General features: G+C 47.4%; 17 protein-coding genes. 12 read left to right on the forward strand and 5 right to left on the reverse strand.

All coding sequences use genetic code 11. From position 1 onward, the window contains the following. The first annotated feature begins 364 nt into the window (after positions 1 to 364). From HMPREF2952_RS05245 to HMPREF2952_RS05255, 3 genes are all read left to right on the forward strand, one after another. Positions 365 to 2,620: a nitric-oxide reductase large subunit gene (locus HMPREF2952_RS05245; protein WP_070695342.1), complete on the forward strand. Its 2,256-nt coding sequence runs from the start codon at positions 365 to 367 to the stop codon at positions 2,618 to 2,620. Positions 2,621 to 2,715: 95 nt separating this feature from the next. Continuing rightward, positions 2,716 to 3,615, forward strand: coding sequence for a 50S ribosomal protein L3 N(5)-glutamine methyltransferase (gene prmB, locus HMPREF2952_RS05250; RefSeq protein WP_070695343.1), 900 nt, complete (start codon positions 2,716 to 2,718; stop codon positions 3,613 to 3,615). A 273-nt stretch (positions 3,616 to 3,888) separates the two neighbouring features. Next, entirely contained in the window at positions 3,889 to 4,578 is a 690-nt protein-coding gene (locus tag HMPREF2952_RS05255; protein WP_224783375.1) for a toxin-antitoxin system YwqK family antitoxin, read from the forward strand. Positions 4,579 to 4,623: 45 nt separating this feature from the next. Here HMPREF2952_RS05255 and HMPREF2952_RS05260 read toward each other — a convergent pair whose 3' ends face one another. Continuing rightward, complete coding sequence (locus tag HMPREF2952_RS05260; RefSeq protein ID WP_049335447.1) at positions 4,624 to 5,184, reverse strand: adenine phosphoribosyltransferase; 561 nt, start codon at positions 5,182 to 5,184, stop codon at positions 4,624 to 4,626. Positions 5,185 to 5,352: 168 nt separating this feature from the next. Between HMPREF2952_RS05260 and gmk the strand changes: the two genes are divergently transcribed. The 3 genes from gmk (at position 5,353) to HMPREF2952_RS05275 (ending at position 8,492) form a co-directional block, all read left to right on the forward strand. Beyond that, positions 5,353 to 5,970 (forward strand): guanylate kinase, encoded by a 618-nt coding sequence (gene gmk / locus HMPREF2952_RS05265; RefSeq protein WP_049335449.1) that lies wholly within the window; start codon positions 5,353 to 5,355, stop codon positions 5,968 to 5,970. Between the two features lie 52 nt (positions 5,971 to 6,022). After that, a complete protein-coding gene (rpoZ, locus tag HMPREF2952_RS05270; RefSeq protein WP_003682294.1) occupies positions 6,023 to 6,229 on the forward strand; it encodes a DNA-directed RNA polymerase subunit omega in 207 nt (68 codons plus the stop codon). A gap of 106 nt (positions 6,230 to 6,335) precedes the next feature. Next, entirely contained in the window at positions 6,336 to 8,492 is a 2,157-nt protein-coding gene (locus HMPREF2952_RS05275; RefSeq protein ID WP_049335451.1) for a RelA/SpoT family protein, read from the forward strand. A 117-nt stretch (positions 8,493 to 8,609) separates the two neighbouring features. Here HMPREF2952_RS05275 and HMPREF2952_RS11220 read toward each other — a convergent pair whose 3' ends face one another. The 3 genes from HMPREF2952_RS11220 to HMPREF2952_RS05285 form a co-directional block, all read right to left on the reverse strand. Then, a complete protein-coding gene (locus tag HMPREF2952_RS11220; RefSeq protein WP_039861975.1) occupies positions 8,610 to 8,771 on the reverse strand; it encodes a hypothetical protein in 162 nt (53 codons plus the stop codon). A 75-nt stretch (positions 8,772 to 8,846) separates the two neighbouring features. Further along, positions 8,847 to 9,308 carry a recombination regulator RecX gene (gene recX / locus HMPREF2952_RS05280; protein ID WP_049335453.1) on the reverse strand — a complete coding sequence of 154 codons (462 nt, stop codon included), beginning with the start codon at positions 9,306 to 9,308 and terminating at the stop codon, positions 8,847 to 8,849. A gap of 99 nt (positions 9,309 to 9,407) precedes the next feature. Further along, positions 9,408 to 10,121 (reverse strand): phosphoglycolate phosphatase, encoded by a 714-nt coding sequence (locus tag HMPREF2952_RS05285; protein WP_049335455.1) that lies wholly within the window; start codon positions 10,119 to 10,121, stop codon positions 9,408 to 9,410. Positions 10,122 to 10,542: 421 nt separating this feature from the next. Here HMPREF2952_RS05285 and HMPREF2952_RS05290 point away from each other — a divergent pair, with 421 nt between their 5' ends. The 4 genes from HMPREF2952_RS05290 (at position 10,543) to HMPREF2952_RS05305 (ending at position 14,207) form a co-directional block, all read left to right on the forward strand. Next, positions 10,543 to 11,808: a Glu/Leu/Phe/Val family dehydrogenase gene (locus tag HMPREF2952_RS05290; protein WP_049344050.1), complete on the forward strand. Its 1,266-nt coding sequence runs from the start codon at positions 10,543 to 10,545 to the stop codon at positions 11,806 to 11,808. 160 nt (positions 11,809 to 11,968) lie between these two features. Beyond that, positions 11,969 to 12,784, forward strand: coding sequence for an FKBP-type peptidyl-prolyl cis-trans isomerase (locus HMPREF2952_RS05295; protein WP_049344051.1), 816 nt, complete (start codon positions 11,969 to 11,971; stop codon positions 12,782 to 12,784). 97 nt (positions 12,785 to 12,881) lie between these two features. Next, positions 12,882 to 13,508, forward strand: a complete 627-nt coding sequence (purN, locus tag HMPREF2952_RS05300; RefSeq protein ID WP_049344053.1) for a phosphoribosylglycinamide formyltransferase — start codon at positions 12,882 to 12,884, stop codon at positions 13,506 to 13,508. A 30-nt stretch (positions 13,509 to 13,538) separates the two neighbouring features. Then, positions 13,539 to 14,207 (forward strand): membrane protein, encoded by a 669-nt coding sequence (locus HMPREF2952_RS05305; RefSeq protein WP_049344055.1) that lies wholly within the window; start codon positions 13,539 to 13,541, stop codon positions 14,205 to 14,207. Between the two features lie 57 nt (positions 14,208 to 14,264). Here the strand turns inward: HMPREF2952_RS05305 and HMPREF2952_RS05310 are convergent, their stop codons facing one another. Further along, a complete protein-coding gene (locus tag HMPREF2952_RS05310) occupies positions 14,265 to 15,758 on the reverse strand; it encodes an Rne/Rng family ribonuclease (RefSeq protein ID WP_049329870.1) in 1,494 nt (497 codons plus the stop codon). Positions 15,759 to 15,995: 237 nt separating this feature from the next. Here HMPREF2952_RS05310 and grxC point away from each other — a divergent pair, with 237 nt between their 5' ends. Together grxC and secB are read left to right on the forward strand one after the other, a co-directional pair. Next, the gene (grxC, locus tag HMPREF2952_RS05315; protein ID WP_003684090.1) at positions 15,996 to 16,253 is read left to right on the forward strand and encodes a glutaredoxin 3; all 258 of its coding nucleotides are present in this window, start codon (positions 15,996 to 15,998) and stop codon (positions 16,251 to 16,253) included. Between the two features lie 21 nt (positions 16,254 to 16,274). After that, on the forward strand, positions 16,275 to 16,709 hold the full coding sequence (gene secB, locus HMPREF2952_RS05320; protein ID WP_003745844.1) for a protein-export chaperone SecB: 435 nt from the start codon (positions 16,275 to 16,277) through the stop codon (positions 16,707 to 16,709). The last annotated feature ends 53 nt before the right edge of the window (positions 16,710 to 16,762 follow it).

Below are 16,762 nucleotides of genomic sequence, written 5' to 3' on the forward strand. Positions count from 1 at the left end.
TCCTGATAGGATGGTTTGAAATTTTGTATGATTATGTAGGCGCTTGTTTGGGTATATTTTGACATAAATCAAATTGTTCAATGAATATGAATCTTTTAATCCCTAAATACTCCTTTAGTAGTATAAAAAACTAAACCGAAAAGTTTATTTTTGTGTGAAAATGTTAGTGCAGGCTTAACACAAAATATAACAAAGGAGGAGTTATATAGGATAATAGGAATCAATATCATGTAAGTTAATGGTTTTAAAGGAATATTATTGACAAAATATTTCTTTACTTTTAAAACCGTGATACAATCTTTAACATTCATATTTGATGAATTAATACCCAACCACTTTTTACCAAAATCAAGGAGTACTCAAAATGGGACAGTACAAGAAGCTTTGGTACTTGCTGTTTGCCGTACTGGCAGTATGCTTTACCATTCTTGGTTATATGGGTAGCGAGGTCTATAAAAAGGCTCCGCCGTACCCTGAACAAGTCGTTTCTGCATCCGGCAAAGTCCTGATGACCAAAGACGATATTTTGGCAGGTCAATCTGCATGGCAAACTACCGGCGGTATGGAAGTTGGCTCTGTATTGGGTCACGGTGCATACCAAGCTCCAGACTGGACTGCCGACTGGCTGCACCGCGAGCTGGTTGCATGGTTGGATCTGACTGCGCAAGAAACTTACGGTAAAAAATTTGACGAAGTTTCTCCTGAGGAACAAGCTGTTCTGAAAACCCGTTTGGCTGACGAATACCGCAACCAAAGCCGTATTAAGGAAGACGGTTCTGTCGTTATCAGCGATACCCGCGTGAAAGCGATTGAAAGCATTCTGCCTTACTACCACGGCGTGTACAGCGACGATCCTAAGTTCCAAACCACTCGCGAACACTTTGCAATGAAAAACAACACATTGCCAAGCCAAGAAGCGCGTGAAAAACTGTTCAACTTCTTCTTCTGGACTTCTTGGTCTGCTTCGGCTAACCGTCCTGATGAGAACTTCACTTACACCAACAACTGGCCGCACGAGCCTTTGATCAAGAACGTACCGACTACTGAAAACTACATGTGGTCCTTCACCAGCGTGGTATTGTTGCTGATGGGTATCGGCTTGCTGATGTGGGGTTACTCTTTCTTGACCAAACATGAAGAGGTTGAAGTACCTACTGAAGATCCTATCTCTAAAGTACAACTGACTCCTTCTCAAAAAGCGTTGGGCAAATATGTATTCCTGACTGTTGCGCTGTTTGTCGTACAAGTACTGTTGGGTGGTTTGACCGCTCACTATACTGTCGAAGGTCAAGGCTTCTACGGTATCGATACCGCCTTGGGCTTTGAAATGGCCGACTGGTTCCCATATGCGCTGACCCGTACTTGGCACATCCAATCCGCTATTTTCTGGATTGCAACCGGCTTCCTGACAGCAGGTCTGTTCTTGGCTCCGATTGTGAACGGCGGTAAAGATCCTAAATTCCAACGTGCCGGTGTGAACTTCCTGTACATCGCCCTGTTCATCGTAGTCGGCGGTTCTTATGCAGGTAACTTCTTTGCTTTGACCCACATCATTCCGCCTGAGCTGAACTTCTGGTTCGGTCACCAAGGTTACGAATACTTGGATTTGGGTCGCTTCTGGCAACTTCTGCTGATGGTCGGCTTGCTGTTGTGGCTGTTCCTGATGCTGCGTTGCACCATTTCTGCCTTTAAAGAAAAAGGTACAGACAAAAACCTGTTGGCTATCTTCGTAGCTTCTATGGTTGGTGTGGGTGTGTTCTATGCTCCTGGTCTGTTCTACGGTGAAAAATCTCCAATCGCTGTGATGGAATACTGGCGTTGGTGGGTGGTTCACTTGTGGGTAGAAGGTTTCTTCGAAGTGTTCGCTACTGCCGCTTTCGCATTCATCTTCTATAACATGGGCTTTGTCCGCCGTAGTACTGCCACTGCTTCTACTTTGGCTGCTGCCGCTATCTTCATGTTGGGCGGTATCCCAGGTACATTACACCACTTGTACTTCTCCGGCTCTACCTCTGCTTCTATGGCAATCGGTGCATGTTTCTCCGCTTTGGAAGTTGTGCCTTTGGTTCTGCTGGGTCGTGAAGCTTACGAACACTGGTCTTACCAACACTTGTCCGACTGGGCGAAACGTCTGCGTTGGCCTCTGATGTGCTTCGTAGCAGTTGCCTTCTGGAACATGATCGGTGCCGGCGTATTCGGCTTCTTGATTAACCCGCCGATTTCCCTGTTCTACATCCAAGGTCTGAACACTACTGCAGTTCACGCTCACGCGGCTCTGTTCGGTGTGTACGGCTTCTTGGCACTGGGCTTCGTATTGCTGGTTGCCCGCTACCTGAAACCAAACGCACATTTCGACGACAAACTCATGACTTGGGGCTTCTGGCTGCTGAACGGCGGTCTGGTGGGTATGATTGCCATCAGCCTGTTGCCGGTCGGCGTGATTCAAGCTTACGCTTCTATCACTCACGGTCTGTGGTATGCACGTAGCGAAGAATTCCTGCAAATGGAAATCCTGGATACCCTGCGTTGGGTTCGTACCGCTGCTGACTTGATCTTCATCGGTGGTGCTGTCTGCGTTGCTATCCAAGCTACCAAAATTGTATTCAGCCGCGATAAATAATCTTAAGCTGAATTAAATCGAAGGCCGTCTGAAAAGTTTTCAGACGGCCTTTCTGTTATAATTTCAATATTCTTAAATTGACAAGACAAAACATTATGTTCAACCAAGCTGCTCAAGAGCTGACCACTGTTCGCGATTTATTGCGTTTCGCCGTCAGCCGTTTTAATGATGCCGGACTGTTTTTCGGACACGGAAGTGATAATGCCCATGACGAGGCAGCCTATCTGATTTTGCACACTTTGAACCTGCCTTTGGATACGTTGGAGCCTTATTTGGATGCCAAATTGTTGCAAAGTGAGAAGGAAGAAGTGCTGTCCATTATCGAACGCCGCGCAGTTGAGCATATTCCTGCCGCGTATCTGACGCATCAGGCATGGCAGGGCGAGTTTGATTTTTATGTTGATGAGCGCGTTATTGTGCCTCGTTCTTTCATTTATGAATTGCTTGGCGACGGTATTCGTCCTTGGATTGAACATGATGAGTTGGTGCATCGAGCTTTAGATTTGTGTACCGGTAGTGGCTGTTTGGCCATTCAAATGGCGCATCACTATCCCGACGCACAAATCGATGCCGTTGATTTAAGCTTGGATGCACTGGAAGTGGCTGCGATTAATATTGAAGATTATGGCTTGGAAGACCGCATCAGCTTGGTGCATACCGATTTGTTTGAAGGTTTGGATGAAACCTACGACTTAATTGTTTCCAATCCGCCTTATGTTGACGCGGAATCTGTGGAGGCGTTGCCTGATGAATACCTGCATGAGCCGGAATTGGCTTTGGGTAGTGGCGAAGATGGTTTGGACGCTACACGTCAAATCATTCTGCAAGCGGCAAAATATCTGAATCCGAAAGGTGTATTGTTGGTTGAAATCGGTCACAACCGTGAAATATTGGAGGCTGCTTATCCTGAATTACCGTTTACTTGGTTGGAAACCAGCGGTGGCGATGGGTTTGTATTCCTGTTGACCCGCGAGCAATTATTGGGTGAAGAATAGATTATTTTGATATAAATAAAACAAAGGCTGTCTGAAAAAGTTTCAGACGGCCTTTGTTTTGTATAATCTTTAATATTTAAAGAAAATACAAATGTCTATGGTATGCCGAATATGAAATCCAAGCAGGCTTTGAAACTATGGCTTATAATATTCGTCATAGTTTCTAATGTCAGTGAATTTTTATTACTGACTTTTTGTAGAACATATACTGCCAAACTCCATATTATGAATAATTATTTAAAATCAGGCCTGTTGGCTGCTGCCTTGTTCAGTATGCCCGTTGCCGCCTTTGCCCAGCAACATACCGTTTATTTCAATCAAAACGGTAAACTGACGGCGACCATGCCTTCGGTTGCTTATGTCCGCCAATACAAGATTGAGGCAGGTAAGGCACAGGTGCAGGATTTTTACTATCCATCGATGAAAAAATATTCTGATCCTTATGAAGTACCTGCCGGTCAGATTAAGGTTTTTGTGCCGGCGTTGGATAATGGCACATTAACCCTGTGGCATTTCAACGGTCAGAAAAAGATGGTTGGCAGCTATCGCAACGGCAAACCGCATGGCGAGTGGGTCAACTGGTATCCAAACGGCAAAAAATCCGCAGTAATGCCTTATCAAAATGGCTTGAGTGAGGGCGTGGGTTCGCGCTATTACCGAAATGGCGTGAAAGAAAGCGAAATTCAGTTTAAGCATGATAAAGCCAATGGCCATTGGAAACAATGGTATTCAGACGGCAGTCCGAAAACTGAAATGATGATGAGCAATGACAAACCGACGGAGATCATTAGTTGGGATGAAAATGGCCGCATCGTGTCTGAATTGAGTATTCGCAACGGTAAACGCAGTGGCATTATTTTGGATTGGTATGATGATGGTGCGAAGAAATCTGAGCTAGTTTATAAAGACGACCAGTTGGTGAAAAAAACTTTCTGGGATACGGACGGATACGTTCTCGAATAATTTTGATTATAAAAAACCGCAGGCTGATTAGCTTGCGGTTTTTTATTACATACAGCCTTTGTTTTGGCACAGGGTAAATAACGGCACGCCGCTTTCACGGATTTTTTTGCCGCCGTCCAAGTCGGTAAATTCCAGAATGGCAGCCGTTTCGATTACTTCGCCACCTAATTTGCGGATCAGCTCGACACCTGCCAGCATTGTGCCGCCAGTTGCCACCAAATCATCTACCAACAAAACGCGTGCGCCCGGCTTGATGGCGTCGGTATGGATTTCTACCGTTGCTTCGCCATATTCCAAAGCGTAACTTTGAGAAACCGTATCAAACGGCAGTTTGCCTTTTTTGCGGATGGGGACAAAGCCGACGTTCAGCTGATAGGCCAAAGCTGCGCCAATGATGAAGCCGCGCGCATCCAAGCCCGCAACGACATCAACTTTTTGCCCCATATAGCGGTAAACCAGTAAATCGACCAGCAGGCGGAAATATTCTGCGCTTTGCAAAACGGGAGTAATGTCATGAAACAAAATCCCTTTTTGCGGCCAGTTTTCAATTTTACGGATTTTGTCCGCCAAAGCCTCTACGCCCATTACTTCAGGATGAATCAACATCTTGACATTCCGAAATCAAAAAGTTTTTAACACGATATTGTAGCGGTCATATGCGGACTTGCCAAATTAATCGATACAATAGCCAAATTTTGCAACATGCCGTCTGAAATTCCGAGAAACATTGTGTTGTGTTATAATTTACAGGTACATACCATCGGCTGAACCACCATGCAAAATCATAAAAAAGGCAATATTTACATCATTTCTGCCGCTTCCGGCACAGGTAAAACGACCTTGGTGTCGCGCCTGTTGAAAAATCATGACGACATCCGTGTTTCCATTTCTCATACCACGCGCCAGCCACGTGAGGGTGAGACACATGGCGTGCATTACCACTTTGTTCCCAAAGAAGAATTTGAATCACTGATTGATCAAAGAGCCTTTTTGGAACACGCCAATGTGTTCGGCAACTATTACGGCACCAGCATTGCCGGCGTGAATTCGTTGAGCGAAGAGGGCTATGATGTAATTTTGGAAATTGATGTGCAAGGTGCGGCGCAAGTGCGTAAATCATTGCCTGAAGCCAGCAGTATTTTTATCCTGCCGCCTTCCTTTGAAGTATTGGCACAACGTTTGATCGGCCGTGGTACAGACAGCGAAGAAGTTATTCAAACACGTCTTTCAAAAGCCCGACATGAGATTGAGCAATCCGTTTTGTTCGATTACGTCGTCGTGAATGACGATTTGGATCGTGCCGAAGCCGATTTGTTCCACATTATTAAAGCAGGCCGTCTGAAAAAATCCTCTCAACAGGGATTTATTTCAAACCTGTTGGAAAATTCGTAAAAAACAGCGAAAATAACCGTTTATTTGAAACATAGAAAGAAAGCAAGCAAACATGGCCCGTATTACTACTGAAGACTGCACAGGTAAAATCCCTAACCACTTCGACCTTACCCTCGTTGCCGCCCGTCGCGCACGCCAGCTCGAAAACGGCAATACGCCTTTGGTTGACGACATCCGCAACAACAAACCAACCGTAACCGCCCTGCGCGAAATCGCTGCTGGACAAATCGGAACCGAGCTGCTGACCCGCAATAAGTAAACCAACCGGCAAACCGATAAAACCGCCGCGCGGACTGTATCGGTGCGATATAACAACCGATACAGTCTGACGGCTTAAAAAAATAGCCATAAAAGGCCGTCTGAAAATGCCAGCCCCACTGCCTACCGCCCCCTATGACCCGCTGACAGCAGAAGCGCGCGAGCTTCTGTTTCGCACCGCATCCTATCTCAATACCAATGAGCAGGCCGAGCTTGAAAGAGCCGTTGCCTACGCTTTCCACGCCCATGACGGACAAACCCGTAAAAGCGGCGAACCCTACATCACCCATCCTCTCGCCGTTGCCACGCAGCTTGCGATTTGGCATATGGATGTTCAAGGTCTTTGCGCGGGCGTTATGCACGATGTATTGGAAGATACGGGTGTAACCAAAGTCGAAATGGCGGCAGAATTCGGCGATACCATTGCCGAAATGGTAGACGGCCTCTCCAAACTGGAAAAACTCAAATTTGAAGATCATGCCGAGCATCAGGCGGAAAGTTTCCGTAAGCTTATCCTCGCCATGACTAAAGACGTGCGTGTTATCGTCGTCAAACTGGCCGACCGATTGCATAATATGCGCACCCTTGGCTCTATGCGTCCGGAAAAACGCCGCCGCATCGCCAAAGAAACCCTCGAAATCTATGCTCAAATCGCCAATCGCATTGGCCTGAACAATGCGTATCAAGAGCTTCAAGACTTATCGTTCCAAAACCTCCACCCAAGACGCTACGAAACCCTGAAAAAAGCCATGGACAACAGCCGCAAAAATCGCCGCGATGTTGTCGGCAAAGTGTTGCGTGCATTCGGTCAGCGTTTGGTCGGTGTCAATATTGAAGCCAAAATCAAAGGCCGCGAGAAAAACTTATACAGCATTCATCAAAAAATGCTGGCTAAAAAACTGCGTTTTGCCGAAGTAATGGATATCTACGGCTTTCGGGTCATTGTAAACAATATTCCTGCCTGTTATGCCGCGTTGGGTGCATTGCATAATTTATACCACCCCAAGCCCGGCCGTTTTAAAGACTATATCGCTATTCCGAAAAGCAACGGCTACCAAAGCCTGCACACGACTTTGGTCGGTCCTTACGGTTTACCGATCGAAGTGCAAATCCGTACGCGTGAAATGGACGCTGTGGCTGAGGGCGGTATTGCCGGCCATTGGATTTACAAATCCGGTGAAAATACTCCGGACCAAGCCGTCCTCCATATGAACCGATGGATGAAAAATATTCTTGACCTGCAGGCCAGCAGCTCAAATGCCATCGAGTTTCTGGAGCATGTCAAAGTCGATTTGTTCCCCAACGAAGTCTATATCGTTACCCCGAAAGGCGATATCCTTACCTTGCCTAAAGGTGCGACGCCGATTGACTTTGCCTATGCCGTTCACACCAATATCGGTCATAAAACCGTTGCCGCGCGTATCAATAACGTCATGATGCCGTTGCGCACCAAGCTGAAAACCGGTGATACGGTAGAAATCATTACTTCCGAACACGCCAAGCCTAATGTGGCATGGCTGAATTTTACCGTTTCCAGCCGTGCGCGCAGTGCCATCCGCCAATACATTAAAAATCTGAATCGTCACGATGCCGTTGTTTTGGGTGAGAACCTGCTGCAAAAAGCTTTATCCAGCCTGTTGCCTAAAGACATCCTGCTTTCAGACGACCTCAAAGAAAAATACCTTGCCGATTTGAACACCAAACAAACCTCGTTTGAAGAGGTTCTTTACAATGTCGGTATGGGGCATACTTTGCCGGTACACGTTGCCATGCACATTGCTGAGTTGGCGGGCCAACATTTTGGCAGCGCGGTCAAACTCAGCCCGATCAAAGTCAACGATCAGGAAACCGGCCGGATTCATTTTGCCGAATGTTGCCATCCGATTCCCGGCGATGCGATCCGCGCCCTATTGGTCAAAGACAAGGGTATGATTATCCACCGTGATACCTGTCAAACTTTGGTCAAAGCCGATCCGGAAGAGCAACTCGATGCGGGCTGGGACAGTTTGCGCAATCAAACGTACCGCACCATCCTCAACGTTAAATCCGAAGATGCTCATGGTTTGTTGGCCTCAATGGCGCAAGCGATTTCCAATTCCGGTGCGGATATCGAATCTGTCGATACGCCGACCAAAGCGCAAGCAGGAACGGAAGGTTTTGTAGAATTTAAATTCACAATTAAAGTCAAAGACTTGGATCAGGTTAATCAGATTATTCATGCAATGCATGCCAATCCGAATATCCGCAAAGTGATTCGAGGATAATCTGTGATCAGCATGATAAGAAAAGGCCGTCTGAAAGTGTGTTCAGACGACCTTTTGAGTATGTACAAACAAACTTTGTCAGTTTGTTTTGAAGAAAAATAATGCTTCAGGCTGGATTTAACTCAACCAAAAACGGAAAACCAAGAAGAAAACTAAGGCCAAAACGCCGGCCCAAACCAGCAACATGAATCCGGCTACTGCCTGACCCAAGCGGTAAACAGGGTTTTTGCGTTCATCTTCGAGTAGGGGATTAGGTGTATCGTGCGGTTTGTCGGACATGATGAAGCTCTGATTGAATTATTGAATAAAAGCGTAAGGGTACGCCGATAGAAGCAAAGTTTCAAGTGGGAATGATTATTGATAGAAGTCTTCGTCTTTATTCCACGCGGTTTTTAAGGCCGTCTGAATGGTGTCAGCACCAAAGCCGCGATAGGCAAGGAAACGCGCCTGTTTTTGTTTTTCTTTCAAATCTTGAGCTTCTTGCTTGAATTTTTTACGCAAGACGGAAATGGCGGTTTGCAGCTCGTCCTCCCTATCGGGTAGGAACTCCCGACAGTCATCTGCATCGATACCTTGTTGCGCCAAAGCTTGCTTGAGGCGGAGTGTGCCGTAACGGTTGCTTTTGCTGTGAATATAGGCTTCTGCGTAACGTTGGTCGGATTGCCAATTCCGTTCGGCAAATTCGTCCAAAACCTTTTCCAATTCTTCTTCGCTTTCTGAGTGAGGAGCCAGTTTGCGTTTCAAGCCAACACGGCTGACTTCCTGACGGGAAAGAATATCCAAGGCGCGGGAACGTAAGGTTTTGGGAGGTTTCATGGGATATGGAAGGGGAGGGATTTTAACTACATTGAATTACATTTCAGACGGCCTGATTAGGTGAAAGCACCGAAAAGGCCGTCTGAAAATAAAGCCGAATTATTCTTTGTCTTTGTTTTTTTGCGGTTGCAGATTTTCGTAGATTTCAGGCAGGGCGCGAATCAACAAATCAGGTTTGGTCGCTTTGTCTTGAGAGAGCAAGGTCATGTCGCCGTAGCCGAATGTTATGCCGACGCTGAAGCAACCGGCCGCTTTGGCGGCAATAATGTCATTTTTGGAGTCGCCCACCATCAGCATATTCGCAACATCGATGCCCAAAACTTCAGCCGCATGTTGAAGCGGCAATGGGCTGGGTTTTTTCTCAGTCAGGCTGTCTCCGCCAAGAACCAAGCTGAAATAGCCGTCGAGATTGAGCTGTTTCAGCAGCTCGGCTGCCAGCACTTCGTTTTTGTTGGTAATGACAACCAATGGAATACCCAAGGACTTGAGCAGGCCGAGACCGGCTTCGGTTTCAGGGTAGGGGCGGGTAAAGTCGCTCAAGTGCTCGCGATAATATTTCATAAAGAACACAAAACCTTTTTCCCAGATTTCAGGATCGGCTTCTTTTTCACGATCATTGCTAATGACGCGATGAACCAACTTGCTGATGCCGTCGCCGACATAACTTTCAACCGTTTGGGTAGGCAAAACAGGTAAACCCAAGTGCGCACACATGGCTTGGGCTGCTGCGGCTAAATCGGGAACGGAATCACATAAGGTACCGTCCAAATCAAAGGCAACGGCTTGAACGTGTTCTAAGGCAGCAGTGGTCATTGAGTAGCTTTCTGTCATATTATTTAAGCGCTTATTTTAACATTGTTTGCCTGATTTGCCGATGTTTTGCTGATTCTTTAATGGGATATTTGTTTAAATTGTTAACAATTTTTGCTGGTGTAAGTCTGTCCGTCTGTTGGTAATGTGGAAGGGATTTTGTCAACAAAAAGGGCGGTTTGGTAGGCATTAAAAAACAAAGGGTTTGTGTGCTTTTTTGAATAGTTTGATGAGCATTTATACTGGGCCGTCTGAAAATTTTTTGGTCGGCGTGCCGATATTTTCAGACGGCCTCAAACTAAATTTATATATAAATGAATAGATTTGCTTTTTATCGACTACATGCTATTACATTTTTTCCTGTTTTTGTATATAGTAACAAGTATGGCTCTCGTCTAATCATGTGTATGAAAAGGAAAAATACATGTCCGCATCTGCTGTTAAAGAAACACTGAATCCGTTTGAAATTGCACAAAAACAAGTGAAAATTGCCTGCGATCGCCTGAATGCCGACCCAGCAGTATTTGAAATCTTGAAAAAGCCGCAACGTGTTTTGGAAGTCAACTTCCCTGTCAAACTCGACAACGGTACAGTAGAAAACTTCACCGGCTACCGTTCACAACACAATAATGCCGTCGGCCCTTACAAAGGCGGCGTGCGTTTCCACCCTCATGTGAATATGGACGAGGTTAAAGCCCTGTCTATCTGGATGACCATCAAATGCTGCGTGGCCGGTATTCCTTACGGCGGTGGTAAAGGCGGTATCACTTTGGATCCGCGTAACTATTCCGAAGCGGAATTAGAACGCATCGCCCGCGCTTATTCCGAAGCTATTTCTCCGTTGATCGGCGAGAAAATTGATATTCCTGCCCCTGATGTGAACACCAACGGCAAAATCATGTCTTGGATGGTTGATGCCTATGAAAACGTGGTAAAACATTCCGCACCGGGCGTGTTCACCGGCAAACCGGTTGAGTTTGGCGGTTCCTTGGCGCGTACTGAAGCCACCGGTTACGGCGTAAACTTCGCCGCCGTCCAAGCTTTGGAAAAACTGGGCAAAGACGTGAAGGGTGCCACTTATGCCATTCAAGGTTTCGGTAATGTGGGCTACCACACCGGTTACTATGCACACAAAGCCGGTGCGAAAATCGTTGCCGTATCTACTGTTGACGTTGCCATCTACAACGAAAACGGCTTGGATATGGAAGCAATCATTAAAGAATTCCAAACCAAAGGTTTCATCACCAATGAAGCCGGCTACGGTAAAGAAATCAGCAATGCCGAACTTTTGGCTTTGGATGTGGACGTACTCGCCCCTTGTGCATTGGAAAATCAATTGACTTCCGAAAATGCAGGCAAAGTCCGCGCGAAAATCGTGGTTGAAGGTGCAAACGGTCCGACTACTCCAGAGGCCGACGTTATCCTGCGTCAAAACGGCGTATTGGTTGTTCCTGACATTTTGGCAAACTGCGGCGGCGTGGTTGTATCTTATTTTGAATGGGTACAAAACCTGCAAGGCTACTACTGGGAGTTTGACGAAGTTCAAGAGAAAGAAACCGTTGTCCTGCGCCGTGCGTTCCGCGATATTTGGAACTTGGCTCAAGAATACGATGTCGACCTGCGTACTGCTTCTTACATGATGAGTATCCGTCGTGTTGAGAAAGCAATGAAACTGCGCGGCTGGTATTAATCGTTTGACCAATAGCTAAGAGTAGGCCGTCTGAAACCTGTTTTCAGACGGCCTTGATGTTTTTGATAAGAGCCTTTACAAATTTTAATCCACCTTGATTCCATTTCAATCAAACTCAGCTATAATCCCCTTTTTTGACCTTTCCGGAAAAGACATAATCATGAACAAAACTTTCAAATTCAGCGCATTGGCTTTGTCTGCTTTGTTGGCACTGACTGCTTGCAACCAAAAAGACACTGCCGCTAAAGATGCCCCAGCTGCTTCCGCAGCTTCAAGTGCGACTGCAGATGCTTCTGCCATCGGTTCTACTGCCCAACAAGCCAGCTACGCAATGGGTGTGGACATCGGCCGTTCATTGAAACAAATGAAAGACCAAGGTACGGAAATCGATTTGAAAGTCTTCACCGAAGCCATGGAAGCCATGTTTGAAGGTAAAGAAGTCAAAATGACTGAAGCCCAAGCTCAGGAAGTGATGATGAAATTCCTGCAAGAGCAACAAGAAAAAGCTACTGCCAAACGTGCTGAAGATGCCAAAGTAAACTTGGAAAAAGGCGAAGCGTTCTTGAAAGAAAACGCGACTAAAGAAGGCGTGAAAACCAGCGCTTCCGGTCTACAATACAAAATTACCAAAGAAGGCGAAGGTAAAAAACCAACTAAAGACGACATGGTTACCGTTGAATACGAAGGCCGTCTGATTGATGGTACCGTATTTGACAGCAGCAAAGCCAACGGCGGCCCAGTCAGCTTCCCTGTAAGCCAAGTGATTCCAGGTTGGACTGAAGGTATCCAACTCTTGAAAGAAGGCGGCGAAGCAACATTCTACATCCCGGCCAAATTGGCTTACCGCGAAGTGGGCGCCGGCGATAAAATCGGCCCGAACGCCACTTTGGTATTCGACGTGAAACTGGTTAAAGTCGGCGCGCCTGATGCCGCTGCACAACAACCAGTACAAGTTGACGTACAAAAAGTTCAATAATCCGAATCAAGGCTTACGCCCTTAAACAACGGATAATAGGCCGTCTGAAAAAATTCCGTTTCAGACGGCCTTCGTTCCAAACTAACAAGGAATTATGATGAAAAATATCGTCATCCTTATTTCCGGACGCGGTAGCAATATGCAGGCGATTGTGAATGCTGATATTCCCGATGCCAACATTGCAGCCGTATTGAGTAACAGCGAGACCGCAGCCGGATTGGCATGGGCGGCAGAGCGCGGTATTGCCACCGACAGTTTGAACCATAAAAACTTCGACTCGCGTCTGGCATTTGATCAGGCCATGATGGAGAAAATCGATGCCTATCAGCCAGATTTGGTTGTATTGGCGGGCTTTATGCGCATTTTGACTCCAGAATTCTGCGCCCATTATGAAAACCGCCTGATCAATATCCATCCGTCCATCCTGCCTTCTTTCACCGGTCTGCACACCCACGAACGCGCATTGGAAGCAGGTTGCCGAGTGGCAGGCTGCACCATCCATTTCGTAACGCCCGAGCTGGATTGCGGCCCGATTATTTCTCAAGGCATTGTTCCTATTTTGGACGGCGATACCGCTGACGATGTTGCCGCACGCGTGCTGACGGTTGAACACCAGCTTTTCCCGCAAGCCGTTGCTGACTTTGTTGCAGGCCGTCTGAAAATCGAAGGCAATCGCGTTTTGAATGCACAACGCAATGCCGCCGGTCAAAGCCTGTTGGCTTAATTAAAACACCATACACACAAGGAAAACATCATGAAACCGATTAAAACAACCTTATTGACACTTTCCCTGCTCACTACCTCTATCGGCGCACAAGCCGCCGAATTGCCGCAATCTGCCGTTTTGCAATACTCAGGCAGCTACGGTATTCCTGCGACCATGACCTTCACACGCAGCGGCAGCCAATACAAAATCGTTTCTACCATCAAAGTACCGCTTTACAATATCCGCTTTGAATCCGGCGGCAGCATCAACGGCACGACCCTGCATCCGTCTTACTACAAAGATGTACGTGGCGGTAAATTGTATGCCGAGGCCAAATTCTCCGGCGGCAACATCACTTACGGCAAAGCAGGTGATTTGAAAACTGAAAAATCCGGTCCGGCCATGGACTTGTTCACTTTGGCATGGCAACTGGCCGCCAATGACGTGCGCCTGCCGTCAGGTTTGAAAATTACCAACGGTAAAAAACTGTACACCGTCGGCAGCATGAACAAAATCGGCAGCGAAAGCTATAAACTGAACGGCGGTACAACGCCGGTGAGCAAATATCGCGTCCGCCGCGGCGACGATACCGTTACTTACTCGTTTGCTTCCGATATCGACAATATCCCTGCGCAAATCAGTTATACCGATGACGGCAAAACCTACAACCTGAAACTGACTTCCGTTAAAATCAACGGTAAAGTAGTGAAACCGTAATCTTTATTTACTCAAACAAGAAGGCCGTCTGAAAAGTTTTCAGACGGCCTTTTATTTTTACAGCAACACAATATCGTATTGTTCCTGCGTGTAGGCGGTTTCGACTGCCAGTGAAATCGGCTTGCCGATAAAGTCTATCAACATCGCCAGCGATTGTGATTCTTCGTCTAGGAACAAGTCGATGACATTCGGAGCGGCCAAAATGCGGAAGGCTTGGACATCGTAGCGGCGCGCTTCGCGGACGATTTCGCGTTGGATTTCGTAGCACACGGTTTGCGGAGTTTTCAGACGGCCTCGGCCTTGGCAGGAAGGGCAGGGTTCGCAGAGGATTTGGCTTAAGTTTTCACGCGAACGTTTGCGGGTCAGTTCGACAAGGCCCAGACTGGTAAAGCCGTTGAGGGTGACGCGGGTGCGGTCGAAACTGAGGGCTTTGGCAAGCTCTTGCAGGACGGCTTCGCGGTGGATTTCCTGCGCCATATCGATGAAGTCGATGATGATGATGCCGCCGAGATTGCGCAGGCGAAGTTCGCGGGCGATGGTGTGGCAGGCTTCGAGGTTGGTGCGGAAGATGGTTTCATCAAAATTGCGCGCGCCGACAAAGCCGCCGGTGTTGACATCGATGGTGGTCATGGCTTCGGTGGACTCGATGATGAGGTAGCTGCCGAAGTTGAGATTGACGCGCGGTTGCAGGGCGCGGGCGATTTCCTGCTCGATGTTGTGGGTTTCAAATAGGGGGCGTTCGCCTTTGAACAGCTCGATTCTGCCTAATGCGCCTTGAACGTATTGTTCGGCAAACTGGGTCATGCGGCGGTGGTTTTCGGTGGAATCGACCAGGATTTTATGTGTATCGAGGCTGAACATATCGCGCAAAACGCGCAGGCTCAAAGGCAAATCTTGATAGAGCAGGGTTTCGGGCGGCTGGATTTTTGCCTGTTTTTGAATGTGTTCCCACACTTTGGTCAGATAGTTGATGTCTGATTGCAGCTGGGCATCGGAAGCGTTTTCAGCGTTGGTACGGATGATGTAGCCGTGGCAGGCGTTTTCGGGCAGTAGGTTGTTGAGGCGCTCCCTCAGGCTGCTGCGTTCGGCATCGTCCTCGATGCGTTGGGAAATGCCGATGTGGTCTTCTTGCGGAAGATGAACGAGGAAACGGCCGGCCAGTGAGATTTGGGTGGAAAGCCGCGCGCCTTTGGTGTTGATGGGGTCTTTGATGACCTGAACCAAGACGGACTGGCCTTCAAAGAGCATGTGTTCGATGCGTTGGGTTTCGTCCGGATTGCGGCGTTGTTCGAGGACGTCGACGATATGCAGAAATGCGGCGCGTTCCAATCCGATATCGATGAACGCGCTTTGCATGCCGGGGAGGACACGTTTGACGACGCCCAAATAAATATTGCCGACCAAGCTGTGGCCGCTGTTGCGCTCGATGTGCAGCTCGCAGATATTGTTCTCTTCCAAAACGGCCACACGCGTTTCTTGCGGCGTGATGTTGACGAGGACGGTTTCGGACGGACGCACGGCGTCCTTGGGGATGGGAATTCCTGAAAGCATGGGGATACCTGATTTTGAATAGAAAAACTTTTGCGATGTGTCCTTCTCCAAAAAACAAATGGCAAAAGTCATTCTGCGAAAGCGCTTATCATACTTTAATTATGGTTTTTCCGCATCTGCACAAATGTTTATGGCCAAGAGGCCGTCTGAATGTTTTTTACAACCGTACGGCGGGAACACTTGTAAAATAACGCTTATGCCCATATAGTCATGAACATTGGTATTTTGGAAGAAATCATGCAAACCGTTACTGTTTATACCGGTCCATATTGCCCGTACTGCACCATGGCGAAAAGGCTGTTGCAGGCGGTGGGTGTGAAAGAAATCAACGAAATCCGCATCGACGGCAATCCGGAAGTTTTTGCCGAAATGCAGCAGCTTTCCGGCCAGCGCAGCGTGCCGCAGATTTTTATCGGCGATACCCATGTCGGTGGCTTTACCGATTTGTACCGCTTGCAGCAGGAAGGCAAGTTGGACGAATTACTGAATCCTTAACCCTTAACTTAGGAAAATAAAATGAGCGAAGAATTGCAACCCGTATTCAGCGTTGAGCGTCTGTATGTAAAAGACTTGTCTTTGGAAGTGCCTCATGCACCACAAATCTTCTTGGAACAAGGCGAGCCTGAAGTCGATATGCGCGTTTCTACCGGCAACACCAAACTGGAAGACGGCTTCTACAGCGTTGACGTTACCGTTACCGTGACTGCCAAACTGAACGAAGAGCGCACCATGTTCTTGAACGAAGTTACCCAAAGCGGCATCTTCCGTCTGGAAAACATTCCTGAAGAAGACGTACAACTGCTGCTGGGCGTTGCTTGTCCAAACATCCTGTTCCCTTACGCACGCGAAGCCATTTCCAACAGCGTAACCCGCGCCGGCTTCCCACCTGTATTACTCGCTCCGATCAACTTCGAAGCAATCTACCAACAACAACAGGAAGCTAACGCTTAATCGCGTTATACCTAAATTGAGGCCGTCTGAAACATTGCGTTCAGACGGCCTTT

The sequence above is a fragment of the Neisseria sp. HMSC068C12 genome (genome assembly GCF_001814095.1).
In the GTDB taxonomy this organism is placed as follows: Bacteria; Pseudomonadota; Gammaproteobacteria; order Burkholderiales; family Neisseriaceae; genus Neisseria; species Neisseria perflava.

Excerpts from the sequence above, each read along its gene's own strand:
- HMPREF2952_RS05245 (WP_070695342.1), top strand. The coding sequence starts at position 365 with ATGGGACAGTACAAGAAGCTTTGGTACTTGCTGTTTGCCGTACTGGCA.
- prmB (WP_070695343.1), top strand. The coding sequence starts at position 2,716 with ATGTTCAACCAAGCTGCTCAAGAGCTGACCACTGTTCGCGATTTATTG.
- HMPREF2952_RS05255 (WP_224783375.1), top strand. The coding sequence starts at position 3,889 with ATGCCCGTTGCCGCCTTTGCCCAGCAACATACCGTTTATTTCAATCAA.
- HMPREF2952_RS05260 (WP_049335447.1), bottom strand. The coding sequence starts at position 5,184 with ATGTTGATTCATCCTGAAGTAATGGGCGTAGAGGCTTTGGCGGACAAA.
- gmk (WP_049335449.1), top strand. The coding sequence starts at position 5,353 with ATGCAAAATCATAAAAAAGGCAATATTTACATCATTTCTGCCGCTTCC.
- rpoZ (WP_003682294.1), top strand. The coding sequence starts at position 6,023 with ATGGCCCGTATTACTACTGAAGACTGCACAGGTAAAATCCCTAACCAC.
- HMPREF2952_RS05275 (WP_049335451.1), top strand. The coding sequence starts at position 6,336 with ATGCCAGCCCCACTGCCTACCGCCCCCTATGACCCGCTGACAGCAGAA.
- HMPREF2952_RS11220 (WP_039861975.1), bottom strand. The coding sequence starts at position 8,771 with ATGTCCGACAAACCGCACGATACACCTAATCCCCTACTCGAAGATGAA.
- recX (WP_049335453.1), bottom strand. The coding sequence starts at position 9,308 with ATGAAACCTCCCAAAACCTTACGTTCCCGCGCCTTGGATATTCTTTCC.
- HMPREF2952_RS05285 (WP_049335455.1), bottom strand. The coding sequence starts at position 10,121 with ATGACCACTGCTGCCTTAGAACACGTTCAAGCCGTTGCCTTTGATTTG.
- HMPREF2952_RS05290 (WP_049344050.1), top strand. The coding sequence starts at position 10,543 with ATGTCCGCATCTGCTGTTAAAGAAACACTGAATCCGTTTGAAATTGCA.
- HMPREF2952_RS05295 (WP_049344051.1), top strand. The coding sequence starts at position 11,969 with ATGAACAAAACTTTCAAATTCAGCGCATTGGCTTTGTCTGCTTTGTTG.
- purN (WP_049344053.1), top strand. The coding sequence starts at position 12,882 with ATGAAAAATATCGTCATCCTTATTTCCGGACGCGGTAGCAATATGCAG.
- HMPREF2952_RS05305 (WP_049344055.1), top strand. The coding sequence starts at position 13,539 with ATGAAACCGATTAAAACAACCTTATTGACACTTTCCCTGCTCACTACC.
- HMPREF2952_RS05310 (WP_049329870.1), bottom strand. The coding sequence starts at position 15,758 with ATGCTTTCAGGAATTCCCATCCCCAAGGACGCCGTGCGTCCGTCCGAA.
- grxC (WP_003684090.1), top strand. The coding sequence starts at position 15,996 with ATGCAAACCGTTACTGTTTATACCGGTCCATATTGCCCGTACTGCACC.
- secB (WP_003745844.1), top strand. The coding sequence starts at position 16,275 with ATGAGCGAAGAATTGCAACCCGTATTCAGCGTTGAGCGTCTGTATGTA.